At 31.3% G+C, this 23,930-nt stretch carries 24 protein-coding genes; 12 read left to right on the forward strand and 12 right to left on the reverse strand.

The features are described 5' to 3' along the window. Together U0D62_RS03610 and rimK are read left to right on the forward strand one after the other, a co-directional pair. Entirely contained in the window at positions 1-288 is a 288-nt protein-coding gene (locus tag U0D62_RS03610) for a hypothetical protein (protein ID WP_322193942.1), read from the forward strand. Between the two features lie 35 nt (positions 289-323). Further along, complete coding sequence (gene rimK / locus U0D62_RS03615) at positions 324-1,712, forward strand: 30S ribosomal protein S6--L-glutamate ligase (RefSeq protein ID WP_322193944.1); 1,389 nt, start codon at positions 324-326, stop codon at positions 1,710-1,712. A 124-nt stretch (positions 1,713-1,836) separates the two neighbouring features. On the opposite strand, the gene U0D62_RS03620 is transcribed toward rimK, so the two are convergent. The 4 genes from U0D62_RS03620 to U0D62_RS03635 form a co-directional block, all read right to left on the reverse strand. Continuing rightward, the gene (locus U0D62_RS03620) at positions 1,837-3,258 is read right to left on the reverse strand and encodes a serine hydrolase domain-containing protein (protein ID WP_322193945.1); all 1,422 of its coding nucleotides are present in this window, start codon (positions 3,256-3,258) and stop codon (positions 1,837-1,839) included. Between the two features lie 115 nt (positions 3,259-3,373). After that, positions 3,374-4,780, reverse strand: coding sequence for a hypothetical protein (locus U0D62_RS03625; protein ID WP_322193946.1), 1,407 nt, complete (start codon positions 4,778-4,780; stop codon positions 3,374-3,376). Then, positions 4,767-5,309 (reverse strand): hypothetical protein, encoded by a 543-nt coding sequence (locus U0D62_RS03630; protein ID WP_322193947.1) that lies wholly within the window; start codon positions 5,307-5,309, stop codon positions 4,767-4,769. The genes U0D62_RS03625 and U0D62_RS03630 overlap by 14 nt, the downstream gene beginning before the upstream one ends. Continuing rightward, a complete protein-coding gene (locus U0D62_RS03635) occupies positions 5,293-5,841 on the reverse strand; it encodes an RNA polymerase sigma factor (protein WP_322193948.1) in 549 nt (182 codons plus the stop codon). Before U0D62_RS03635 ends, U0D62_RS03630 begins: the two co-directional genes overlap by 17 nt. A gap of 66 nt (positions 5,842-5,907) precedes the next feature. On the opposite strand from U0D62_RS03635, the gene U0D62_RS03640 reads away from it, so the two are divergent. Further along, on the forward strand, positions 5,908-6,405 hold the full coding sequence (locus U0D62_RS03640) for a hypothetical protein (protein WP_322193949.1): 498 nt from the start codon (positions 5,908-5,910) through the stop codon (positions 6,403-6,405). A gap of 735 nt (positions 6,406-7,140) precedes the next feature. Here the strand turns inward: U0D62_RS03640 and U0D62_RS03645 are convergent. Genes U0D62_RS03645 through U0D62_RS03680 form a run of 8 tightly spaced genes read right to left on the reverse strand, consistent with a single transcriptional unit; the run spans position 7,141 to position 14,752 of the window. Further along, positions 7,141-8,772: a LytR/AlgR family response regulator transcription factor gene (locus U0D62_RS03645; RefSeq protein ID WP_322193950.1), complete on the reverse strand. Its 1,632-nt coding sequence runs from the start codon at positions 8,770-8,772 to the stop codon at positions 7,141-7,143. 43 nt (positions 8,773-8,815) lie between these two features. Continuing rightward, positions 8,816-9,370 carry a hypothetical protein gene (locus U0D62_RS03650; RefSeq protein WP_322193951.1) on the reverse strand — a complete coding sequence of 185 codons (555 nt, stop codon included), beginning with the start codon at positions 9,368-9,370 and terminating at the stop codon, positions 8,816-8,818. A gap of 12 nt (positions 9,371-9,382) precedes the next feature. After that, positions 9,383-10,519, reverse strand: a complete 1,137-nt coding sequence (locus tag U0D62_RS03655) for a caspase family protein (RefSeq protein ID WP_322193952.1) — start codon at positions 10,517-10,519, stop codon at positions 9,383-9,385. 41 nt (positions 10,520-10,560) lie between these two features. Further along, on the reverse strand, positions 10,561-12,246 hold the full coding sequence (locus U0D62_RS03660) for a hypothetical protein (protein ID WP_322193953.1): 1,686 nt from the start codon (positions 12,244-12,246) through the stop codon (positions 10,561-10,563). 14 nt (positions 12,247-12,260) lie between these two features. Next, positions 12,261-13,505: a caspase family protein gene (locus tag U0D62_RS03665; RefSeq protein ID WP_322193954.1), complete on the reverse strand. Its 1,245-nt coding sequence runs from the start codon at positions 13,503-13,505 to the stop codon at positions 12,261-12,263. Positions 13,506-13,559: 54 nt separating this feature from the next. Continuing rightward, a complete protein-coding gene (locus tag U0D62_RS03670) occupies positions 13,560-13,892 on the reverse strand; it encodes a hypothetical protein (RefSeq protein ID WP_322193955.1) in 333 nt (110 codons plus the stop codon). 15 nt (positions 13,893-13,907) lie between these two features. Continuing rightward, positions 13,908-14,381 carry a hypothetical protein gene (locus tag U0D62_RS03675; RefSeq protein ID WP_322193956.1) on the reverse strand — a complete coding sequence of 158 codons (474 nt, stop codon included), beginning with the start codon at positions 14,379-14,381 and terminating at the stop codon, positions 13,908-13,910. A gap of 38 nt (positions 14,382-14,419) precedes the next feature. Next, entirely contained in the window at positions 14,420-14,752 is a 333-nt protein-coding gene (locus tag U0D62_RS03680) for a hypothetical protein (RefSeq protein WP_322193957.1), read from the reverse strand. A 485-nt stretch (positions 14,753-15,237) separates the two neighbouring features. Here U0D62_RS03680 and U0D62_RS03685 point away from each other — a divergent pair, with 485 nt between their 5' ends. The 9 genes from U0D62_RS03685 (at position 15,238) to U0D62_RS03725 (ending at position 23,911) form a co-directional block, all read left to right on the forward strand. Beyond that, the gene (locus U0D62_RS03685) at positions 15,238-15,777 is read left to right on the forward strand and encodes a hypothetical protein (RefSeq protein ID WP_322193958.1); all 540 of its coding nucleotides are present in this window, start codon (positions 15,238-15,240) and stop codon (positions 15,775-15,777) included. Between the two features lie 33 nt (positions 15,778-15,810). Next, on the forward strand, positions 15,811-17,616 hold the full coding sequence (locus tag U0D62_RS03690; RefSeq protein WP_322193959.1) for a sensor histidine kinase: 1,806 nt from the start codon (positions 15,811-15,813) through the stop codon (positions 17,614-17,616). Next, positions 17,613-18,245, forward strand: a complete 633-nt coding sequence (locus tag U0D62_RS03695) for a response regulator transcription factor (protein WP_322193960.1) — start codon at positions 17,613-17,615, stop codon at positions 18,243-18,245. Before U0D62_RS03690 ends, U0D62_RS03695 begins: the two co-directional genes overlap by 4 nt. 94 nt (positions 18,246-18,339) lie before the next feature. Further along, the gene (locus U0D62_RS03700) at positions 18,340-19,422 is read left to right on the forward strand and encodes a trypsin-like serine peptidase (protein WP_322193961.1); all 1,083 of its coding nucleotides are present in this window, start codon (positions 18,340-18,342) and stop codon (positions 19,420-19,422) included. Positions 19,423-19,431: 9 nt separating this feature from the next. Continuing rightward, a complete protein-coding gene (locus tag U0D62_RS03705; protein ID WP_322193962.1) occupies positions 19,432-20,319 on the forward strand; it encodes a hypothetical protein in 888 nt (295 codons plus the stop codon). Positions 20,320-20,395: 76 nt separating this feature from the next. Next, entirely contained in the window at positions 20,396-21,361 is a 966-nt protein-coding gene (locus U0D62_RS03710) for a CBASS oligonucleotide cyclase (protein WP_322193963.1), read from the forward strand. 10 nt (positions 21,362-21,371) lie between these two features. Beyond that, the gene (locus U0D62_RS03715; protein ID WP_322193964.1) at positions 21,372-21,881 is read left to right on the forward strand and encodes an HORMA-1 domain-containing protein; all 510 of its coding nucleotides are present in this window, start codon (positions 21,372-21,374) and stop codon (positions 21,879-21,881) included. A gap of 2 nt (positions 21,882-21,883) precedes the next feature. Further along, entirely contained in the window at positions 21,884-22,831 is a 948-nt protein-coding gene (locus tag U0D62_RS03720) for an AAA family ATPase (protein ID WP_322193966.1), read from the forward strand. A gap of 9 nt (positions 22,832-22,840) precedes the next feature. Continuing rightward, entirely contained in the window at positions 22,841-23,911 is a 1,071-nt protein-coding gene (locus tag U0D62_RS03725; protein ID WP_322193967.1) for a nucleotidyltransferase family protein, read from the forward strand. The last annotated feature ends 19 nt before the right edge of the window (positions 23,912-23,930 follow it).

Raw genomic sequence — 23,930 nt, forward strand, 5'->3', positions numbered from 1 at the left:
ATGAAAACACAAAGAAATTCAAATTTGAAAAAGATTATTGTTGATTATAAAAAGTTGAATACTGATATTCTTAATCTCCTGGTTATTCAATATCCTGACGGATATGATGTAGAAGACATCATTACCTTCAAAAATGCCCAAAACGAAGTCATAGAGTGTGTTGAGGTAGTTACCGAAGATACATTGTACTTGGTAAAGGTAAGTAAACGTCTTGTTATGGCTATGGAAGATTTTGATGAAACTGATGGCAATAGTAGCAGAAAAGATCAAGATTTACTCGATGAATAGAAAATTTATGAAGATTAAAACAAAGAACTAATTCAATGATCAAAACTATAATAAATAACGAGCTAAAAGTAATTGGGAGCGAAGAGTGGTGTGTCTTTGAAGAATTTGGAATTCCTGCTATCAAAGCGCGTGTTGATTCTGGTGCTAAGACCTCTTCCATCCAAGCCAATAATATCAAGCTTATACATAAGGGAATTGAAGAATGGGTGCGCTTTGAGGTCAATCCTATACAGGATAATAGAAGTATTACAATTAGATGCGAAACCAAACTTTATGATAAAAGAGTAGTAAAAAGTTCTTCAGGAATTGCAGAAGAACGTTTTGTAATCAAAACACCTGTAACTTTAGGGCAAACTACTTTTGATATCGAACTTACACTTGCTAATCGTGATGCGATGGAGTATCGTATGCTATTAGGACGAGAAGCACTTATTGATCGATATATCGTAAATCCATCAATAAGTTTTGCTCAGCAAAATTTTACGAAAGATGAGATTCAAATAAAATATAAACCTTTCCTTAAAGAAAAATCAGGATTAAAAATTGCATTGCTAGCAAGTAATCCAAATTTATATAGTAACAAGCGTATTGTAGAAGCTGGTATTGCCCGAGGTCACGAAATGGTATTTCTGAACGTGGAACAAGCTTATATGAAGCTAGATGCTGCAGAACCAGAAATACGTTATCGCGGAGGAAACATTATTGATGAATTTGATGCGATCATCCCAAGAATAAAACCATCAATGACTTTTTATGCTTGTGCTTTAATCCGACAATTCGACTCGATGGGTGCATATTGTTTAAATACTGCCGAAGCTATTGCTCAATCAAGAGATAAACTATTAGCCACTCAACTTTTTGCTAAAAATGATATTCATATTCCCATTACTGGATTTGCAAAATCTCCTCTTGATACAAAAGATCTAATCAAAATGGTGAACGGAGCACCGCTAATTATTAAACTCTTAGAAAGTACTCAAGGAAAAGGTGTGGTGCTAGCAGAAACTAATAAAGCTGCAGAGAGTGTGATCAATGCATTTAAAAGCGTACAAACCAACATCCTGGTACAAGAATTTATTAAGGAAGCCAATGGGCAGGATATTCGATGTTTTGTTGTGAACGGAAAAGTGGTGGCCTCAATGCAACGGCAAGCTGCCAAAGGAGAATTTAGAGCGAATATTCATCAGGGAGGTTCTGCTTCCAAAATTAAAATCACTTCTGAAGAGCGTAAACTAGCAATCAAAGCAGCAAAAGTATTGAACTTGCCAGTTGCGGGAGTAGATATTATTAGATCAAACAAAGGCCCTCTTTTGTTAGAAGTAAATTCATCGCCAGGTCTGGAAGGTATCGAAAATGCTACAGGACTTGATATCGCCAATATTATGGTTGAAGCTATTGAAAAGAAACTGAAATTTAAACGGTGATACGTCTCAACTTATAAATACGGTTTATAAGCGATGAATTTGTAGAGTTAATTCCCTAATGTCCTTAGAACCTAAGTAAAATAAGCTTACAATAAAAAAACAGAGGGTTCGATGTATTTCACTTTTATATTTTAAGATGATAATTCCCTTCATTTAATACCCGATATATTTTTCCTTTTTTATCTCGTTCAAAGATGATCTCATCTGTTAACTCATGATTAGAATTTACTAATCGAAAAGTATCTTTTCCGGTTTTTTTATAAAAATACATAGAGGTAACTGGATTTTTTGAGGGCAAATAGAGAAGAACCAACCCTTGTTCCCAGGTAGAAATATAATATTCACTATTCCAAGGGTTCAAATTGTAATATCCGGTATATTCTTCAAAATCTTTGTTTTCTATATTGTTTTCAGATGTTGTGTCCATTTTTTTCAAAATGGATGTTATACCATTTAATAACTTATAAGCTCTAACTCCATTGGCATTTACCATGATACCATACGCCATTTTGTTAGTCAGATCCAGTTTTAAATAGGAAACATAACCAGGGCATATACCACCGTGTGTTGCCCAGGTAATACCTGATGCGTCGGTATATACCTCAAATCCTAATCCCCAGGTTCTTGAACTATCTTTGCTTTTGGATTGTACTTCGTGCATTTTTTTAAGAGATGCAGGATACAGTACTTCTTGGGAGGAAGCATCTCTAAGTCGAAACTGCCAGGAAGCATATTTTGCTAAATCTGAAATTGAGGTTGAAAGCCCTGCTGCAGGGCTCATAGTCTTTGTTTGATATGAGTTAACCCGCTCTCTGGTTCTATTTCTGTTTATTGCGGTGTAACCCAAAGCATATTGGTTCTCGTATTGTTTTTTGTGTATATCTATCTCCGAATTGTACATTCTTAGTGGATTCAAAACCTGTGTTTTAAGGTATTTGGTATAGGACATACCGGATACCTGTTCGATTATCTGGCCCAATAATGCGTAACCAAGATTACTATAGTTGAGATACCCTCCGACTATGTTTTCGGTTTCTAGCTCTTTTAATACGGTGTTCAACTGTTTTTTAGTGGGGAAAGTAAAATCAGGGGCGCTCCAATAGCGATGACCAGTGTCTCGTGGTAACCCAGAACCATGAGATAGTAAAGAACGGATAGTAATAGTATTTTTATTCGAGTGGTTTTGATCAATTTTAAGACTGGGGAGAATATCTATGACGTTGTCATCCAATTTGATTTTTCCATCATCCACCAGTTTCATAATAGCAACTGCTGTAAAAGTTTTTGTTATTGAACAAATACTACACATAGTGGATAGCTCAGCGTTTATATTTTTTTCAATATTGGATTTCCCAAAAGCGCCACTCCAGATCAGATCTTGATCCTGAACCACCATCGCCACTATTCCAGGAATGGACTCATAATCCTTTTGTGATTCCAGCCAGGCATCTATTAGTTTAAAGGCGTTGGAATAGTTTATATTGTCACTTTGAGCTTGACATACAGAAAAAAAGAATCCTATCAGTAAATAACTAATGTTTTTCATGGTTTTATTTGTTTTAAAAAGATTGTACAGGGTTGAGCCTCCTCAGAATGAGGGAGCTATATAGAAAAGAATTTGAAATGCTTTTTGTTGGGTTATTAATGTACTTAACTAAGTGCTACAGATCTTCCAGGCTTTTTATTTTTAGATGTTCCCAAGAAGTGTCATAGATCTGCATAACGCTCGCCAAAGCTTTGATATCTATATTACGACCATTATCTTTTAAAGAAGTGTTTTCTAAAACTTGCTCTGAATGGTCTTTTCCTGTTTTTAGAGAAAATTTATCAGGATGTATAAGCCTTGAATCGATTCCCCTATAGGATATATTATAAGGTGTATTGGGTAGTTTTATCCAAACTTTTTTACTATCTACAACATCAATTTTGGCATATGTGATGGATGAGGATGCATCTATACTCAGCATTTTAAAATTTCCGAACGCGTCAATGTTTTTTGTTACGGTGTCAATTGAAACCACGGATGCGTTTGATGTTACCGAAATTTCGTCCGCCTGTTTGATTAACACAAAACCTGAAAAAGCTATATCAAGGATTCCAGACTGCCAGTGATCAATCTCAAAATTTGCAAAAGTTCCTTTTATTTTAGTTTTATTGCCAAGTACTTTTCCGGCTTTAAACAAAACATGTTTCAAATCAGCCTGTATATTAGGTATTTCATTGCTGAAGACAACTTTTCCATGCTTCATGTTAAGAGATAGATTGATTCCTTTAGGGATGCCTATTTTTAAAATCTTTTTAATAACTGCTCGTTTGTTCAAAGGGCGAATATTAGCAGAAGGAATCATGTCTTTTTTTAACTTGGCCGCTCGTTGTATTCTGTTGCTAATACCTGCCTTTTCTTCTTTTGTGAATTTAGGTGTTTTTGAAGATTTACTTCCTTTGGAAGGCTTTTCGGGTTTTGTTTTTTTTAGCATAGCTATACGCTCCGATCTGGTTTTATCAAACCATCGCTTACCGATGTTTTCATTATGCTCTTTTTGCCATTTTAGCAAATAGGTATTTCCTTCATTTATATAAGCTTCCTGGTCAAATTTTTTACTATTTTCCTCTTTTGCCGAAGAATTGTTTTGTAGATTTTTTTCTTTCCCGATGTTAGGTTGAGGATTCATTTCATCAGAAATCGCTGATAACTGTGTTTCATTAAGAAAATATCCTTCATAAAAACCGTGTCTTTGCCAATTGGTATTCATTTTAGAGTCTGGAGAAGAACTTATTGTTAGTTTGCCATTTTTGCGATCCGTTTCAATTTTCCAGGTATCAAAGTACTCTTCTGCTTCTTTTTGAGATAGTCCATCAATTTGAAGAATGGCTTCCCATTTAATTTCATTGCCTGTTATTTGTTCAAATTCGATATTAGTGTATGTACTAACTACTTCAACCAGAGTAGAGTTCTCTACCGAAATTTTATGTGTTTTGGATTTACTAAAACTTTGTCCGTTGACACCTATAGTATATATAAATATCAGCAATTGAAATGATATGATTATATTTTTAAATAATTTCATGATGTTCGTTTTTTGATGATGTAATTTCTTGATTTAATTCTTCCAGTAACTCTAGTTGTAATCTCAAATTATTAATAATAGCACTAATGGTAAATGAATTTGGTCCGCCTTCTCTGATTTCGGTGATAAGAACTTCATATTCTTCCTGTAGCAGAGATAATCGTTTAAAATATCGATCTTTAAAGCTCTTGTTTCCTCTGTTTTCTTCTATCTCCACCAGCATCATTTCAATATTGGAAGTATAATAGTTTTCGATCTTTTCTAAATCTGGCGAAAGCTGACCCAGTGAAAAGTTAGTTGAAACCTCTGTTTGATGAGTAGTTTCTAGGGGTAATGAAATATAGTAAGCAATTCCAATCCCTATTATAAATACAACAGAAGCTGCAATTTTAAAAACGAGGTAAGAAGACTTATTTTTATTAGGCAATTCTTCATAAAGTCTTGTTATGAATTTAATTTCATGATCTGGTTTTCTAGGATGATTTATATTACGCTCCTTCTCAAATAGTTCTTTAAGATCTTTCTCCATAACCTTTCAGTTTTAATGCTTTTTTTAATTTTATTTTACCTCTCATTAGTTGTGTTTTTGATGCCGCTACAGAAATATTTAGGATTTCAGATATCTCTATATGATCATAACCTTCGATGAGATACAACATAACCACATATTTATATTTTTCAGGGAGTGTATGGATGGCCTCTCTAACATCTTTCAACACTAATTCTTTGTTTGATTTAGAATCGTTATGCTCCATCTCTATGTGGGCATGATAAGCTTCGTTCATTCCAACGGTTGCTAACTGATTTTTTTTAAAATGGTTGATACTCCTGTTTATGACAATTCTTTTCAACCAGGCTCCAAAAGTAACTTCTGCTTTAAACTGATGTATCTTTTTAAAAGCGTTTAGGAAAGACTCCTGAATTACATCTTCGGCATCTTCTGTATTTTGTACTAATCTATAAGCAATGTTATACATAGCTTGATTGTACTTGCGATACAGTTCAATCTGCGCCTTTTTATCATTTGCTTTGCAATCCTCAATTAATTTTAAATCAACCATGTTGAAAAATATGTTCTTAGCTAATTTAGAGCTTGTCACTTATTTTTAAAGACAATACATTTTTTAATGGGTTACAAAAAAATATTTGAATATGATAATCATAAAAAACTCCTTCATAAAACTACAAATACAATCTTTAATGGGTATAATACTTATAAAGCAGCAGTTGGATTTATCCCAACTCAAATCAATCGAACTTTTAGAAATGTTCTAGTCTCTAAAGATTTGGGAATCATAAGCAAGTCGGCATCTTCAATTTATGGAACATACGAGTCTTATAAAAGTACTTTGGGCGATATAACAAGACTAAACACACTAGATTTTGATAGTAGTTTATTAAATATTCTTGAGAGAACGAGAAAGCTTGAAAATAGTAATAAAGTAAAGCTAATTATAGAAACAAAAGAAGATGGGACAACAAACATTATTAAAATGAACATCGAGAATGGAAAAACTCATCTCCTAAAGAAAATTAATTATGATTACAAAGACTATTTGCTAGATGAAATTGCTAAAGTTGTTTACTTTTTCACCAAAGACAAGGTCATAATAGAAAGGTTATAAATACCTTTATTTGTTATTGAAATTCCTAAAATATCTGTAGTGCTTAAACTCTTTAAAATAAACAGTAATCCATTATAATCATAAATACTATATAATGAATATTTGCTGTTCTAAGGTCTTTTATCTAATTAATTCTTCATACAACTAATCATAGTAGAATTAGGGCTTCCTCCCACTTTTACTTCGCTTAAAATAAACTTCTTCTTGTCCTGTCAAGATTTATTAAATCTTCAACGATAAAAAAAGCTTTAGGAATATTCTGAGGTTTTTTTAGTAACAGGAACAGGATTAACTCCTTACAGTCGTTGGACCTTTTAAGGAGGCTTGTACAAAGAAAACCAGTTGTTTTCACAACTGGTTTTCTTTGTAGCGGGAGCAGGACTCGAACCTGCGACCTTCGGGTTATGAGGGTGAAAACTACACTAATCACAACGCTGATTATCAATGTTTAAAAAAAATAAACATCTGCAAATTGACACAAATACCAGCAAAACCACGCACCAAAACCGCACACCTGAACTATAAATACATTCAAGCATTTTTTCAATGCCAAGCTTTTTGAGCTGTTTCAAAAATGAATCTAGTTCATCGCCTGTCTCTAACTGCTTCAAAAATTCGTCGGTCAATAAATCTTCATTTTCATCTCTGTGCAAATTTTAAAGCTAAACAAAAAAATATCTAAATTTGCAACACCTAATATTTTTAACTTACACAGTTAGTGAGATACTACTTTTTTTATTTTAAAGCATTAGATAATTCGATCATTTTTTTTACCTCAGTTTTGTATGTTCTTCCAATTGGAATTTCTGTTTTGTCTTTTAACCTTAAGCACATACTATCCGAATAATATATATAGTTCAAATTTACTATATAAGAACGATGTGCTTGAATAAAATTAGGTGGCAAATGATTTAATATTTTTTTTAAAGTTCCTATTACAAATTCTCTATTATCTTTAGTAAAAAAATGTAAAAAATGACCATCAGCTTTGATATACATTAAATCGGATACTGGTAACCTCACTCCATTTATTAATACAATGTGTTCTAATATAGTTATCCTCTTTAAACGTTCTATTTCTTGTATAGTTTGTTCAATTTCGTCTCTCAACAGCTTTACTTCTTTGTCACTATCAATCTTTTCATTTTCGCTCTCCACTATTTTATTTCGTAATGACTTCTCTTTTTCAATTAGTTTGTGCAATTGGATATCAATTCTTTTTTTTGCCTTGTCGGATTTTTTCCATCTAAAAACTGAATAGAGAGCGATTAATAAGACGCCAATTAGTGATAGAATAAAATATTTACTATTTCTTGCTATCGTTTTCTTTAATCTCTCGAAATTAAATCTTCTTGCATTTTTATCTTTTTCTTTAGCAACCTCAAATCGTCCGACTTCTCTTTCATTGTTTATATATTCTTCACTATAAAAAATTACGCTATCCTTCTTATCTTCTTTTTTGTAAATTTCTATTAATTTTTCAAATACATCCGACTTATGTAATTTTTCTGAATTTTCGAATATGGAATCAGATAAAATAGATAGTAAAACTTTTTTTGCTTCTTGTTTTCTATCTAAACTCTTTAGGTCATATCCAATATTTAATTTGATAGTTTCGCTTCGGTATTGACTATAAAAATAAGGGACACTTTTGTATTTATTATATGCCAAATAATTAATTCTTAGCGATTCAGAGATATTTTTAAAATAAATATCATAATACAAAGCTTCTAACTGTAAAGAACGTCCTAGCAGGTAGTTATTTTTACCGGTAAGCTCTCTGAGTTTTAAAAAAGCATTATTCTCAATAGCTATTCTTTTTTTAGTTTCGCTTGTTACAATAATTTTATAATTGAGCCTAAAAAAAGACTTCCAAAAAGCATAATTAGGATCATTGATTTTATTAAACTCATTCAGATAATTTTCAAAGTTTTTGAAATCTGTTTTATTTCTAGAAGAGTTTTTTACAAAATAGTCAAGCACTCGCCAAAGTGACTCATTTTTATAAATAGTATTTAACTTTTCTGATAATATTAATGCTTCGGTATATAATTTATCTGCCTGCTGCTTTAAGCCAGCTGTATTTTCAGGTTTTTTACTTGATATTCTTCTTAAATAGTCTCCATAAAATAAATTGTATAGTACTTGATCTTCAATCTCATTGATGCTAGAATTTTCAGCAAAAGGAAAAGCATTAACAGTTCCATCAATTAAATAATTGGCTTCAAATGTTATTAATTTTTTACTTAAAGAATAGTTATCTAATTTATCTATTTCTTCTAATGCTTCGATCGGTTCAAAGGCTCTCAAATACTTTAAAGCCAATTCACAATTTTGTGAATTGGCTTTAAAGCTAATTACATACATTAAATAAAATAGGTATTTTATGTTTTTATAGCTCATTAATGGTTCAGATTCTATCTATCCATACAGTTCTCGTACTACATTGTTTGCCTGCTGTTGCTTGTTCATTTTCAATATCAACAGGTACTTCATCTACAAAAATAGAAAAATGGAGTACTTGATCTTTTTCTAAAATAAGTTTTGTATTTGGTTGAAAGAGTTTAGGTTCAGGTTCACTTTCTTTATTGGTTAAATGTACATCCAAACACAACATATCACCAAAATTATTATGGTATTCTTGATGTTTTTCTACATCCTCAGCCGAAGAAAGATTGACAAAACCATTACTAAGAGTGTCGTTAATTGCAAATGGATCCAAATTGGGATTTTGATTAAAAATATGTATCACATGAAACTCCATCGAGGCTATCTCATAACATGTTTTATCATTAATCGATACCTCTGAAACTTCTTTCATACGAACTAAAACACAATAACTGTGATCTTTTGAGATTTCGTTATGAATGATCTGAAAATTTTCTGAGTCATTCAAAACTAAGTTTAACAAAACGCTTTTATTTAATTCTTTGGGGTTCCTGGGATACGTAATTGTATTACTCATAATTCTATAATTTTATTTAGTGAATACTTGTTTGGTTGAAAGGTCGATTGCGGATACTATCAACTGTGGATAAGAATAAATATTTTCCTTTTCTAGTTTATTAATTGTAAGCTTCAAAAGAGTTTTATAATCTAGGGGTTCATCCTTTGAAAGATATTCTTTTATGTTTTTTATTAATAAATAACTGAAAGCACTCTGGTTTTCTCCATCTATCTTTGGTTGATATGTTTTTTTGTAAGCAGAAGATGCACAGATTAAGATTTCATTTTGATATGAATTTATTTCTATAGGATTACTCCTCATAAATATGCCAGAACGTAAATCGACAATGTTCTTTTCTATAATGCCAATTTCCAATGAACCCGGATAATAGTTTTTAGAAATAACTTTATTTGATTTTTCTTTAGACCAAAAAGGCGGATACTTTTTGGTTAATTCATCTATTGAATTCTTTATATTTTGTCTTGCTATCATAATATCTTGTGTCCCCATATAAGCTTCTTCAAGTTTATCTATAAATGGGTTTTTCTTAATTAAGATATCTGGAATTGTCCTATCCTTTGTAGCTAAGTTATCTGGTAGAATATTTTCTTTGTCTTGATCTAATTGTAATTGAACATATTTATCTATTAACTCCATTGTTTTGGCTTGCTCAATTCTTTTATATTCTTCTTCAGATATATTATTTGACCTTATATTACCTGAATAACAACAATCAAAAATAAGAATGAATAAACCTTTTTTATTGTTTTTGTTTAAAAGTGCTCTAAATTCATCATCTATAATTTGGTCCGAACCAAATAGTAAGATTTTTTCGTCGTGATGATCATTACTGTCAAATAGTATCTCATCTTTTATGACAGAGTATTTATCATCTTGAAAATCACCGTGTCCAACAAATACAAACACATGGACATCGTCCTCATTTGCCGCTTCAACCATCTTATTGAGTGCTGAAAACACATTATTTTTAGTAGCGTTTTTATCGATGATTGGGCTATTGTTTTCAGTATCTACATGGGTAAAACCAAATTGATTTTCCAAAATATCTTTCCAATAGGTAATAGCTTTATTGCTAGCTACTAAATTCCTGCCATTATCAGGATCATCATATATGTCTAAGGCGATACCTAACCATTTTTTTTTCATAAGTTTATTTATTTTATGATGCAAGTAATTGTAATTTGAATCTAGTGAGGTGGGCATAGCCTTCCAACCCAGAAATTAGTCACTTTATCATATAGCCTTTCAATTTTTCCGTCTTTATTGGTGCTATTGTAATAATAATTCAGAAGATAATATGGATTTCCTCTCGCTGAAGGATTTGGTGCTATTTCAGTATAATAGTGAACCGCGCCATCCCAACCTTGTTGTTGTAAAATAAACCCCCAACAAGCTTTTATTTTACCACTAGATTTTGAATAATTATGAAATAGTTCTTCAAGGTCATCAATATTGCTGTTAAACCATTTGAATTTATTTTTATTCTTATAATTATCCCAATCATCAAGTACCATTTTAAAAATTTCTATTTGATTATTTTTAAAACCTAAATTATTGTAATTGATCCTATTGCGAAAATCTTTTCTTATTTTTTCCCAACGACTATTCTCACTAATAGTGTTAAGATGATTATCAACATTTTTATAATATGATTCAATTTCGGCAAATGTGTTATTTGAAACATTTTTTACTCTTTCATTAGCTAATTCTGTCATTAGCGATTTTAACTTTTTGTTATTTTCAGTTTTTTGATTAAGCAACTGCTTAAATTCTTCTTTACAGGTTTTTAAATCTTGTTTTATATTTTCCTCTTTACCATTATATGATTTTATAAAAATTTCTTCAGTTTTAATTGTTATAAAACTTTCTATTGGTTCATAAAGCACTGGATTTATAGCATTATCTGATATTTGAATATTTTTTCTTATAAATTTTAATAACTCATTATAAGAACTTTGCTTGGAAATATTTGCTTTTTTAAAAGTATTTATAGTTAATTTTTCAATCTCATATTCTGGTGCTACCTCTACAAAGTCTTGATATTTTTTGGTCTTAGTTATAGATTCTATTTCATCGGTGGATTCAAAAACAGCTATTATATCATCATTAACTACTATTTCATTAATTACAATTTCTGTTATCTTTGCTCGAATTTTTTTATGCTTTTCTAGAAATTGAATTAGGATTTTGTCATCTTTTGCACTTGGGTATTTTTTCATGAGATCTTTTATCAGGATTCTAATACGTTCCTGTTGTGATGGTGGAATTTTTGCTTTATGTAAACCACGTTCAAAGGCATCCGTAAAAGAGTTACTTTCTCGTAAAATTTCATAAACGTCATCTTCAGGTATTTCCATTTTATATTGTAAAACACCTCTTATTCCACCAAATGCTCCTGTCTCTGTATATTTGCTGATTGCTAGTATTTGAGTTTGAACATTTTTATTTACTGTAATTTTTCCGGGCTGCTTAAGGTTCTTAAATTTTACTCTTTTCTCATCATCAACTAAGTCCTTTAACTTTGAGTCATGATGTACGGATTCAAAATTTCGCCCTATTGATGTTTTTAATTTTGCTAAGAATCTTTCTCCATTCCCTTTCTTCCTATTTTCAGCAGCTTTATAGGCTGTTTCTATTTTTCTGACAGCAGGAAAATTTTTCCACACAACCTCTAAGTTTTTTGGAATGTTAAAACCAGCATATTGAATATGCTTATTGGCTTTACTGTGCTTACCAGCGAAGTATTTTGCTAATTCTGGGCATGGTTTGCATAAAGTATTTTGACTAAACGCAGAATCGACGTTAGTAAATAATAATCCTATTAAGAAAATAAATAATAGGATATTTTTGTGTAATATCACTTTTAATTTCATAATATATGTAAGTTTTATTTGTGTGTTTTTAATCTTTCAAGTAATCGATTTGTTTCCTCTCTTACATCTTCTTTTAGTTTGTCATTGGGCACGACTAATAATAAAGCAGCCAACATTCTAGGGCCGTGCAGACGAGCTGTATCAAAAATATTCTCCCAGACATCAATCGGAGCTGCATTTTCGTTAGGAATTAGACAAGATGGATCTATTATTGTTGTTCGTTTATCATCTGGATCTGCACTCAATCTAAGCCTATTTGCTTTTTTTATAAACCTGTGCGCTTTCTTAGATGTTATTGCTCTGGCATATGCCTCCATAATACTATCATCAATTAAGTAAGCATCCACAAGTGGTCCTTTGGGGTATTGATGTAAAATATGAAAAGTATAATTGCTAGTAGAAACACCTTGTTCTTCTAATAACTTCTGGAGTTTTTTCTTAGAATAGAAGTAATTTTCAATAGTTTCTTCTAAAATGTTAGCTTTACATATATAAAAATCTGGTGATAAATTTTCTATACATTTATAAATGGGTCTTTGCTTATATCCTGGAGCGTATTTTTGAATTCTTTTAAAAACTTCATGACCTGTATGATAAATAATATCTAACATGCTTACATAGCTCCTGCCCTTGCTAACCTTGCCTTCCAATGCTTCTAATAATACTTCGGTAAACAGGCTATTTTTAGCATTATTTAAAATATAAGATTGTTCATCATCATCACAAGAGGTTATAAATACTTTACCTTCACCTGTATTTAGGCGATTTATGAGTTCTATATTAGAACTACTGATTTCAATATTCTGGTTTTTTGCGATAACAGATTTTCCATTAATTAGTATCCCTGATGCATGACAACAATCTAAAATTAATAGTAATCTTTCTGCTTTGATTTGATTGACCAATCTCGAAAACTCATTACCCTCAATCATGGTATCTATCTTGTTATTCATGTCATATCCATTGGGCAACAGATAATATTTATTATTTTTTTTATCTCTACCACCATGCCCAGAATAATAGATAAAAACTGTTGATTCTGGTCTGTTTTCAGTTATTTTTACTAATTCATGAAGCTTTTCAAGAATATTATATCTTGTTGCTTTTTCATCAGTTAATAAGCATACATTTTCTTCTTTATATGATGCTTTTTGTGGGTCAGTTAATACATCTGCAATGGCAGTTGCATCATCCACAGTTATACCTATATTGTCTCCTCCTACACCTATTAAAAGTGCATGTGCATTTTCTAAATTCATAAGTGATGATTTGAATAGTTAAGTTTTGTGTTTTTTCAATTAACTATGATATGCTTACAGTATAGACCATCCAATTGTAGTGTTAACAGTCGTTTTTATAACATCTAATACTGCATTTATAGTGGCTTCCACTGCTAGAATTCCCAAACCTTCAATTGTTAGAAAAACAATACGCACACTGCTTTTATGAATTTCCATATAGTACTTAGCTTGTTTCTCGGTAATCTTTTCTTCAGTTTTTAATTTATTTATTAATTGAAGGTTTTCCGCTAATGCCTTCAGTTCTTGTTGTGCAAATGGTTTTACTTCTTCCCAATGGTTCTCAAGAACTTCTTTTGCAGCATTTAACATTTGTTCTAAAATCTGTTGTACATTTATTTCAGCCATTTTTTAAATTTTAGGTTATTTGATTTTTTTTAATTTTTCTCCTCTTTTTAAAGCAAGTTGAAACTTTACCATTGCAGTAAAAATCACATTAAACGAGCGTTTTAAAGGTTTAATTTGATCATAATGACTAAAGCCCTCTTTATGAGAAGATTCTAAGTTCTCGATTGCATTTTTAAGTTCTTTTACTTTTTCTTGTATTATTCTATTCTTTTCCAAAGCTGCAGCTCTTACTTCAATGTTATTTAAGTCCACTTTTATTGCATCAAACTGTTTTATGAAATTTTCATACTTTACTTCATCATTATTATTTATAGTTCTTTCAAGCCTCACGAAATAGTTTGAAACTTTTTCTTGTAGTTCAGTTACTGTTTTATCAGTAATATTATCATAATCACTAATCAACCTTACTGAACAGCCTTGAATTAGTACCATTAATGCTATAATAATTACTCGAGTTTGATTTCTTGAAGTTTTTTTAATTAGATTCATATATCGTAGATTTTAAATTATTCAATAAACTATTTGTACTAATTATTTTGATTTTGAGATGGTGTAGGAACTAATAATCCAGTAATAGCTCCGATCGCAGCAGATGCAACCATTTTTAATAGATCTGGAACTTCTCTTAGTCTAATTTCATTGGACGATATATCTGGTTTCCAAAGACTAATAATAACACTAGAAATAATGCATATAATTATTGTAATACCTATAAACCAAATGACCAGTTTGAAGACTCCAATATTGTTAATAGGATTATCAGCATAATCTTTCTTAAATTTTTTGGGATCCTCTTCGTATAATTTTTTTAATTCAGGAATTTGCATGGCCTGATTAAACTCAATACCTTTAATTTTCATGATAATTTTATTTGATTCTGCGAATAAAATTATTTACACATGTACTTGTTTTCCAAGTTATTAGATTAGAAAAAACATGAACTACACAAAATATATCGTGAACGACAATTAATGTATTATTGAGGTTTATCGATTAGAGTGCAAATGCTATTTAATTGGATCTTCAACGATAGCTAACAGCATTAAAATTTTAAAACTTTTTCTCTAAATTTTGGATTAAATAGAGTAAAACAATAACACTTTTACTAATCCCTTTGGAATTAGTAAAAGTGTTATTGTGATGAGTGCTGCTTTGCTTATTATATTCAAGTTATTTGTAGAATGTCCTTTTCTTTTTCTGGAAGTATCTTAGTTAAAACAGAGCACATCATTTAATTCATTTTCGATCAGTTATCCCTACTCTACACAAAATTTACCTTCACCAAGGTATGTTTTGCATAGCACATATCATTTAGTTTTGAGGTATAATTTATAATCATAATATCATGAAAAAAAAGACATCTTTAGAAACCCCAGAACACAAACAAACATTTTATAGCAGAGGAACATATTGTACAAAGAATAATGCTATTGAAATAGCTACTGAAATTCCAATGGTTGCTTTGTCTGATTCAGGAAATGAGTATAGTCTCAAGCTAAGAAACTGTTATGATATTTCTAGCAAAGATGTTCCATGTATGCTAACTATATATAGTCACGGACATCCTACTGATCGTAGAAAACTAGCTACAGAAAATCTAGATTGGGATAGACAAACCTTGGATCTAGACTCTGTTTTTGACCATACAAGTTTCCCAAATGATAAAATTTTGGTGATCACGGTTCATGATGAAGGTTTTGAAGATTGGCATAAAGCCATCTATCGTTTTTTTGTCCAACATCATGTTTCCTTTAATACCTCTTCAAAGGATTACGATTACGATATAAAACTCCTTCAAGATTTTATTGCCGGAAAGTATATTAACATCACTGAACAAGAGGAAGAACCTAGAACAGTTGGTGGAGGTGTGTTGGACCCTGCATAAATAGTCGTAAATTAACACTCAAAAATTCGAATTTTGAAATACTTGCTTCTGCTATATTGCTTGTTCTTATCTAATAAAGCCTTTACCCAAGTAGCTCCCTTAGATTCGCTATTGGAGAATAAAAACTATACTATTTTTAAACGTGAACTCACACAATTACACCTACCCGATAAAGACAGTAGTTTGCACTGGTATTATCAGGGAAAATTACAACTCAAACAACGTAATATAGCAAAGGCATTTATTGCTCTTAAAAAAGTAGACAGCACTCAACTTCCACAGGCTTACAAAGCATGGTATTATTATGTGCTTGGAGATACCTACAGATATAATAATCAAGAAGAAAAGGCCTATGCTCTAAAGCTTAAAGCTCAAAAATTATTTAATACAGGCGGAAACATAAAAATGGCAAATGCTATTAATTATGATCTACACTACACTTTAGTTTCTCAAGATTTCCTAGAATATGACGGAGAGTCTTATCTAAAAACGTTTTTTGAAAATGCAAATCAGAATGACAATGTAGAACAATTACTTACTGCACATTTAGGGTTAAGCTTTTTAGGAATTACTCCTAAAAATACTAAAAATGCTCGTTTTCATTTAAAAAAAGCAAGCCTTTATGCAAATACCATTGGAACCCCGATTGCAATGTACAAACTGCACAATTATAAAGCTGTCTTCTATCAAAGTTATACCGATGATTTGAAGCAAACTGAAATTCATATAGATAGTATGTTATATTATGCTAACATCTTAGATTCTCCAGATCGGATGGATTCCTCTTTGAAAACAAAAGCGTATACACATACATTACAAGGTAATTATAATGAAGCTATCGCTACACTATTGAAAGCAGAAGACTTACCCATCAAAGAAAATGTTTATAATAGAAAAAGAGGGTTATATCAATATCTATCTTTGAATTATGAAAATTTGAATAAAATAGATTCAGCTTATTTCTATTATAAAAGAATGGTTTCCTACAGGGATAGTATTAATATTACTGAACAAAACATCATATTAACTCTATTAGAGACTACAGAATTATCTCAAAAAAATTTAGTATTAGATGCTGAACGCATAAAACATAAAAACCGTTCATATTTGTCCATAAGTATTTCAATTGCTGTTGTTATTATTGGTGTAATTCTAATACTTTACTACCGAAATAAGAAAGAACTTGCTGAAAAAGAAAAAGAACTCCGAGCTATTGATGCTCGTAATGAAGAAAAAGATTTTCAACGTCAACGCATTGCAGGAGAATTACACGATAATTTAGGAGGGTTGATAATAGCAATTCAGCAGAGTTTTGATAATATTAAAGCTAGTAAGGATCGTTTTCAACAAGAAGAAGAGAATTTAATATCCAAAACAAGGAAATTATTGGATGAAGCCTATCAAAAAGTGCGAAATATGGCACATTTGGAAGATTCGGCATCTCGAAATTCTGGTTATTGGGTTGATATTATTAAAGATTTTGCCGCTATCATAAATGAAAGTAATCAATTATCTGTTGAAGTACAAAGTCATGGAACAAGCGATATTATTAATGTATCTGTAGAAAATGATTTACGTCGAATGACCACGGAACTGATTACCAATGCTGTAAAACATTCGAAATCATCAGAGGTCTCAGTAGATATTACAGCCGATGAAAATGCTATAACCATCATTGTGGAAGATAATGGGGTTGGGTTGGATATAACTCAAATAAAAAAACAAAAAGGATTGGGGCTATATAGTATGGAGAGAAAGATAGAGGAGTTAAAAGGAAAATTGGTTATTGATTCTAACCCCAACAAAGGAAGTACATTTATAATAGAGATACCGTTATGATTAACATTGTAATTGCCGAGGACCATAATAGTTTAATAGATGGCATAGATGTCTTTTTTAAATTTGAAAAGGACATTAGTATTATTGGCAAAGTAAATGACGGGCGTGCTTTATTAGAATTCTTAGACAAGAGAAATAGACATGTAAATGTTGTCATTATTGATATTAGAATGCCAAACGTAAATGGTATTGAAGCCACAAAACAAATAACAGCAAAATATCCGCACATCAAAGTCATTGCGTTTACCATGTTTAGAAAACGAGATTTTGTCAATAAGATGATCGCTGCGGGTGCCAAGGGATATCTACTTAAAAATGCTCGCTTACCCATACTTTTAGAAGCCATTAGAGCAGTATATGCTGGCGAAATTTATTATGATTCTGATTTACCATTAGAGGATGAAAGTTCTACGGCAGAAATAAAAAAAGAAAAACTTCTTACTAAAACGCAAAACCAAATCTTAGAGCTGATAGGTCAGCGATTGAGTAGTCAAGAGATTGCCGATAGATTATTTGTTAGTAAACACACTGTATTAACGCATCGAAAAAATATAACAAAGAAGTTAAACCTTAAAGGACGAGATGCGCTATTGAGCTATGCACTTAAGAGAGGGTATGACTTTGACTAAACTTTATCTCCCGATTTAATTAAATATACCCTTACCAAGGTATTGCCATTTTTGTATCCCTTAACGTACTTGTCATCGTACAAAAACAAGTATAATGGATACACAAAAACAAACTTCGGAAAATAAAAACTCCCGACAATCCCCTAAAGATGTACTAGCCAATTTAAAAGCCTATTACAACAATGAGGAAATAATGCGTAGCATAGAACTTCGAGTTGATTTTACCAACGGCAATACCTTTTTTAAAAGTTTAGAAACTTTTCTGAATGACTTTGAAGATGCATATGTAATTGATATGTTATTCCATTCCACAATTAACGGGATTAATGAGGACATGGATTTGTACAAACGTGCGGAACAAAGTATAATAAAAACCATTGACCGTCCAGTATTTCTTATTAATAATGATGAAATAGACATTGCCATTACTACACCTTGGAAAAGGCATATTAATGATAATACAGATACTATTTCTAAGGTTATTCCAGCTGTTGGACGAATAGAAATTACTGGTGATGATAGAAGAAATTGGATAGGAACGGGTTGGCTTCTTAAAAATACTTGTATTGTAGTAACCAACAAACATGTTGCCAATAAATTTGCTTCTAGTAACGAAGATGGAACGTATAAAATCAGAGAAGATTGGATGGGTGACCCCTATAGAATTCGTATTGATTTTAAAAAAGAACACGCAACCAATGAAGAGCTTGAATTTGATGTAAAACAAGTTGTTTATATACCAAAAGGAAGAGAATTAGATATAGCACTTCTTCTTATTGATGATAAAAACCATAGGGGTAACCAATTACCAGAAGGCTTAGAACTCTCCTATAAAATACCAAGCTTTAAAGAGAAAATATATGTAGTTGGATATCCTGCTTGCTTCGAAGATGAAGTAAAAAGAGATGAGCATTTTAATAGTCTTGCTGGAGTAAAACAATTTGCGCCAGGAAAGTTTTCTAAAACCAGAGTTCATAGATATGTCTATTTCCATGATTGTACAACGTGGAATGGAAATTCAGGATCCCCTTTACTTGATTTTGACTCAGGCAAAGTCATAGGAATTCATTTTGCAGGTGATACAGAAAATGTTAAAGGGTTTAGAACCAATTATGCAGTTAGTGGGTTGATTCTCAAAGATATTTTAGAAGAATTAGACATTTTTTATAATCATTAAACATTAATCATGAAGAAGGCACTTTTTATCACTATGATTAGTTTTACCGCATTATTATCAGCTCAGAAGAAAAACAATATAACTCAAGAAACTATCTCTACTAATATCTCAGAATCTGAGATTCAACAGAAAATAGACAAAGAATTTAATCCCCTTTATAAAGAGGTTTTAGAAAATAAAGAACGGACATTAGAAAATAAAAACGAAATTAACAATCTATTTATCACCAAACTTGGCACGCAAGGTATAATTATTAGTTTATTCTTAAGCCTAGTAGGTTTTTTCGGTTTAAAGTATTATCTAAAAGAATACCTTAAACGCAAAATCACAAAAAGTGTAGTTTCCTTAGAAAAAGAATGTGAAAGTTCTATTGAAAAAGTTAAGGAAATAAAAAAAGACACTATCCTCCGTATTCAAAATACAGAAAAAGAAAATGCAGATTTAAGAGCAAAATCTCAAATATTGATCATTAGCGAAACATCAACTCCAGTAAATGATACTATTGAACGTATTTTTGCGAAAAAATCTTCAAAAGTTTCCTTTAATCATGTCCACATACGAATCAAAGAGCTTAGTTTTAAACAAGTTGAAATTGCTCTTGCTAATAAAGGCAACCTACTACCTAGTGATTTCGACTTGATGATTTTAGACAATAATGATGCAGAAAACAGATACTGGGAAGGGAATCACTTCAAAATGAATATTGTGAATTTTACGAAAGAATTTTTAATCAGGGAGATAGGAGTCTTATATTTTTCTGGTGATCAACGATTTCCATCTCGAGATTTAGAATTTAGAAACATAGAAAATAGATATCTTTTAGATTATGTAAACTCACACGCACACCTTTATGCCAATACAATGAATGTTTTGAAACTCAAAAATCTTTATGCTTAAAATACCCTCACCAAGGTATTGAACCGCTCTTAAAATATAGGGTTCTTGCAAACATAAAAACAAAACATTTAGAATTATGGCAAGAGAACATGTTTCACAAAAAGATATAGCAAATTGGGCAGCAGATAAAGTTAATTTGCCCAGTGATAAGGCTAAAGAATACCGGGAACAAGTTAATAGACTTAGGGAAAAACTAAAGAATTATTTAAATGATCATCCGGATTTTGTATTAAAAAAAATGATCATCTCAGGTAGTCTTGCTAAAGGTACTGCTTTAAGATCAATTAATGATATAGATGTTGGATGTTATGTCAAAGGGGATTCTGCACCATCTAGCATAAATGAACTATTAGATTATTTGGCAGAGAAATTGAGAAAGGCTTTCCCAAATTTTAGCCCAGAACAAGTAGAACCACAAACTTATTCCGTTAAGGTTTCTTTTAGAGGAACAGGCTTAGATGTAGACGTAGTTCCTATACTATATTACAATGACCCTCAGTGGTATGGAAATCTTGTCAGTCAAGATGATGGGTCATTTTTAAAGACTAGCATACCACTACATTTAGAGTTTATCCGAGCAAGGAAATCAAAAAACAACACTCATTTTGCTCAAGTTATAAGACTTGCTAAATACTGGGTAAGAAATTTGAAAAATGAAAACACCCAATTTAGGTTCAAATCATTTATGGTTGAGCTAATTTTTGCAAAGCTTGCTGATAATGGTCAAAATTTTTCGGATTATCCAGAAGCACTTCAAAGCTTTTTCACCTATGTAGCAAAAACAGATCTGAGAGAACAAATTTCATTTGATGACTACTACCCTTATAATAGTATAGGTTCTTTTTCAGAACCTGTTCAAATAATTGATCCTGTTAATGAAGAAAATAATGCTGCAAAGCTTTATACAGACTCTGAGGCAGATTTAATAGTAGATGCCGCTATAGATGCAGGGGATGCCATTGACGCTGCGTTAGCTGCTACTACAAAAGAAAAGACTATTTATTACTGGAAAAAAGTATTTGGTTCATCATTTCATATTTAAAAAACATTTTATGAGTTATAGCAATACATTTAATAAGACCTTCTCATCTGCTGATGCTAAGAATCTAGCAGCAAAAGTAGCAACGGATTTAAAAAGAATACAAAGATTTTACGACAAACCCTCTGATAGCCATATATCCAATTACGAAACCGAGATTATAGAACTTCTTAAAGATGGCTATTTGGACAGTGTAATATATGGGTTTCAAAAAAACGGGAACTGGATTGAACCAACAATAAAATACACAGCCGAAGATCTAACAAGTGAGTCAGGTATTGATAATGATCCCGGTAGAATAACACTTGGTGCTGATGTTGATGGAGCTTCTTTTCGGAGTTATCTCACCTATAGTTCCGCATGGAATAGTTTAAGTACAACCGAACAAATCGAGTATGAGAATGATTTACCATTCAAAAGAACAGTAGCAAATGAACCAGGTGTAGATGGTTATTTATCACAAGATAAAACATATACCTCTGGAAGTAAATCACTTAATCGTTTTAGTGTTAAAAAATATTAATTATGAGTACAAAATCATCAATTGAAGACTTATTCGAACAAGCAATTATATATCCTAATGTAGAGTTTCAAGAAAGACTCAATGCATTGGTTGGACTAGAGAATCATAAAAGTCGTATGGCTAAAATCCTGAGTCTTCTAATTAATCCCGAAGGAATTAAGTCTTGGATAAAAAAATATCATTCTAATGCTAAGCTTATATCCAATATAGTTTTAAGAAGACCTCCATTAGTAGTTTTAGAAGGTGATGTTGGATCAGGCAAATCGGAATTAGCAACATGTATTGGTGATGCTGTTGCTAGACAAGAAGGAATAGATATTACATTACTGCCTCTAAGTTTAGCTACTAGGGGTCAAGGTCATGTTGGTGAGATGACAAAACTAATATCATTAGCCTTTGATTGTACAATTGAAAAGGCGAGAAAGCTCGAGAATTCTTCAGGTAAATCTAAGGGTGCAGTAATTCTTTTAGTAGACGAAGCTGATGCCTTAACTCAATCGCGAGAAAGCAACCAAATGCATCATGAAGATAAAGCTGGTGTAAATGCTTTTATACGTGGAATCGATAGAATTGGTAACAGTAAATTACCAGCAGCAGTTATAATGTGTACAAATCGCTTAAACTCATTAGATCCTGCTATAAAAAGAAGAGCTGCGGATATCTTAAATTTTGGTAGGCCAAATAAAGAACAAAGGTTATCAGTATTAAAAGAACCGTTAACTGAACTTGGTTTCACTGATGATGATATCAAAGAAATGGTACAGATCACTGGTAAAACGGATAAAAGAGAGTACGGATTTACATTCTCTGATTTAACACAACGACTAATACCTTCTTTAATTCTGGATGCATATCCAAATGAAGCTGTGAATCCTAAAAAATCGAAGAAAATCACTAATAAAATAATACCTACACCTCCATTTCAAGATACCATCACCTTGACTAAATAGAATTTGATTTTGAAAAAGACTAAAAATAACTATACTGAAGTTGGAGCCGTTGTTGGAGGCATCTTTGGTTTAATATTGAACATAGTACATCAATCTGAAAAGAAAGAAGAAAATCCAGAAATAAAATTCGATTTTCAATCACTTATAATAACTGGAATATTAGGAGCTATAGTTGGTGCGGCAAGCTTTCGTATTATTGGATTTTTACTTTTAGTCTTTAATAGCAAAGAAGAAATATTAAATGAAAACGACGAGATTAAATATTTAGCGTCTGTATTAGAAACTTATGAACCTGATGACATAGATCGGGAAGTACTTTTAAAAGGTAAAAGAATAAGGGCAGCTATTAATAAAAGGTTTAGTTTTGATCTGCTGGGTAAAGCAACATATCAAGGCTCAAAGGTAGTTGGAACGGCTTTGAGCGGATTATCTGATCTAGACATATTAGTTAAGTTCAAAAAAACTAGCTTTTGTAGAGAAAAAGATATGTATTATGAATTATTTAAATTTTTAAAATACCATTTCAATGACCCTGATTTATTGGATGTTCGTCAGCAAAAAGTTTCAATAGGTTTGATATTTAATATAAATGGTTTTGAAGAAGTCATTGATGTAGTTCCTTCATTAAGAACAGATTTTGTGAGAGGTAAAAATGAATATCACCTTTTTAAAAACCCCAAATTCTTCAAAGGTTCAACAAAGCTAAAAATGAATCCTCATAAGCAAAGAGACCTTGGAGATTTTGAGAATCAAAAGATTGAAGTAATTAAGTTGATAAAAATTTTGAAAGACAGAGAAAAGTTGTCTCTAAAATCAATTTTTATTACTGAACTTACTAAGATGGCTTTTGAAGAAATAAAATTACCTAAAAAACCCAATCAAATTTTATTGAAGGTCTTAGAGTATTTTAGAGACAATATTCGAGCTATTCAGGTTAAATCTCCAGATAATATAAATATATCTCTGAGTGATAGTCTTTCATTTTCTCAGAAAAGAAAGATTGCAAATACCTTAGATACTATTTTAAAAGACTTAAAAGAAAACAAAAATACTTTGATCGATTATTTCCCTGAAAAGTAAAATGGGGTATTCCCAAAAA

This window comes from Aquimarina callyspongiae (assembly GCF_034322225.1).
Lineage (GTDB): Bacteria > Bacteroidota > Bacteroidia > Flavobacteriales > Flavobacteriaceae > Aquimarina.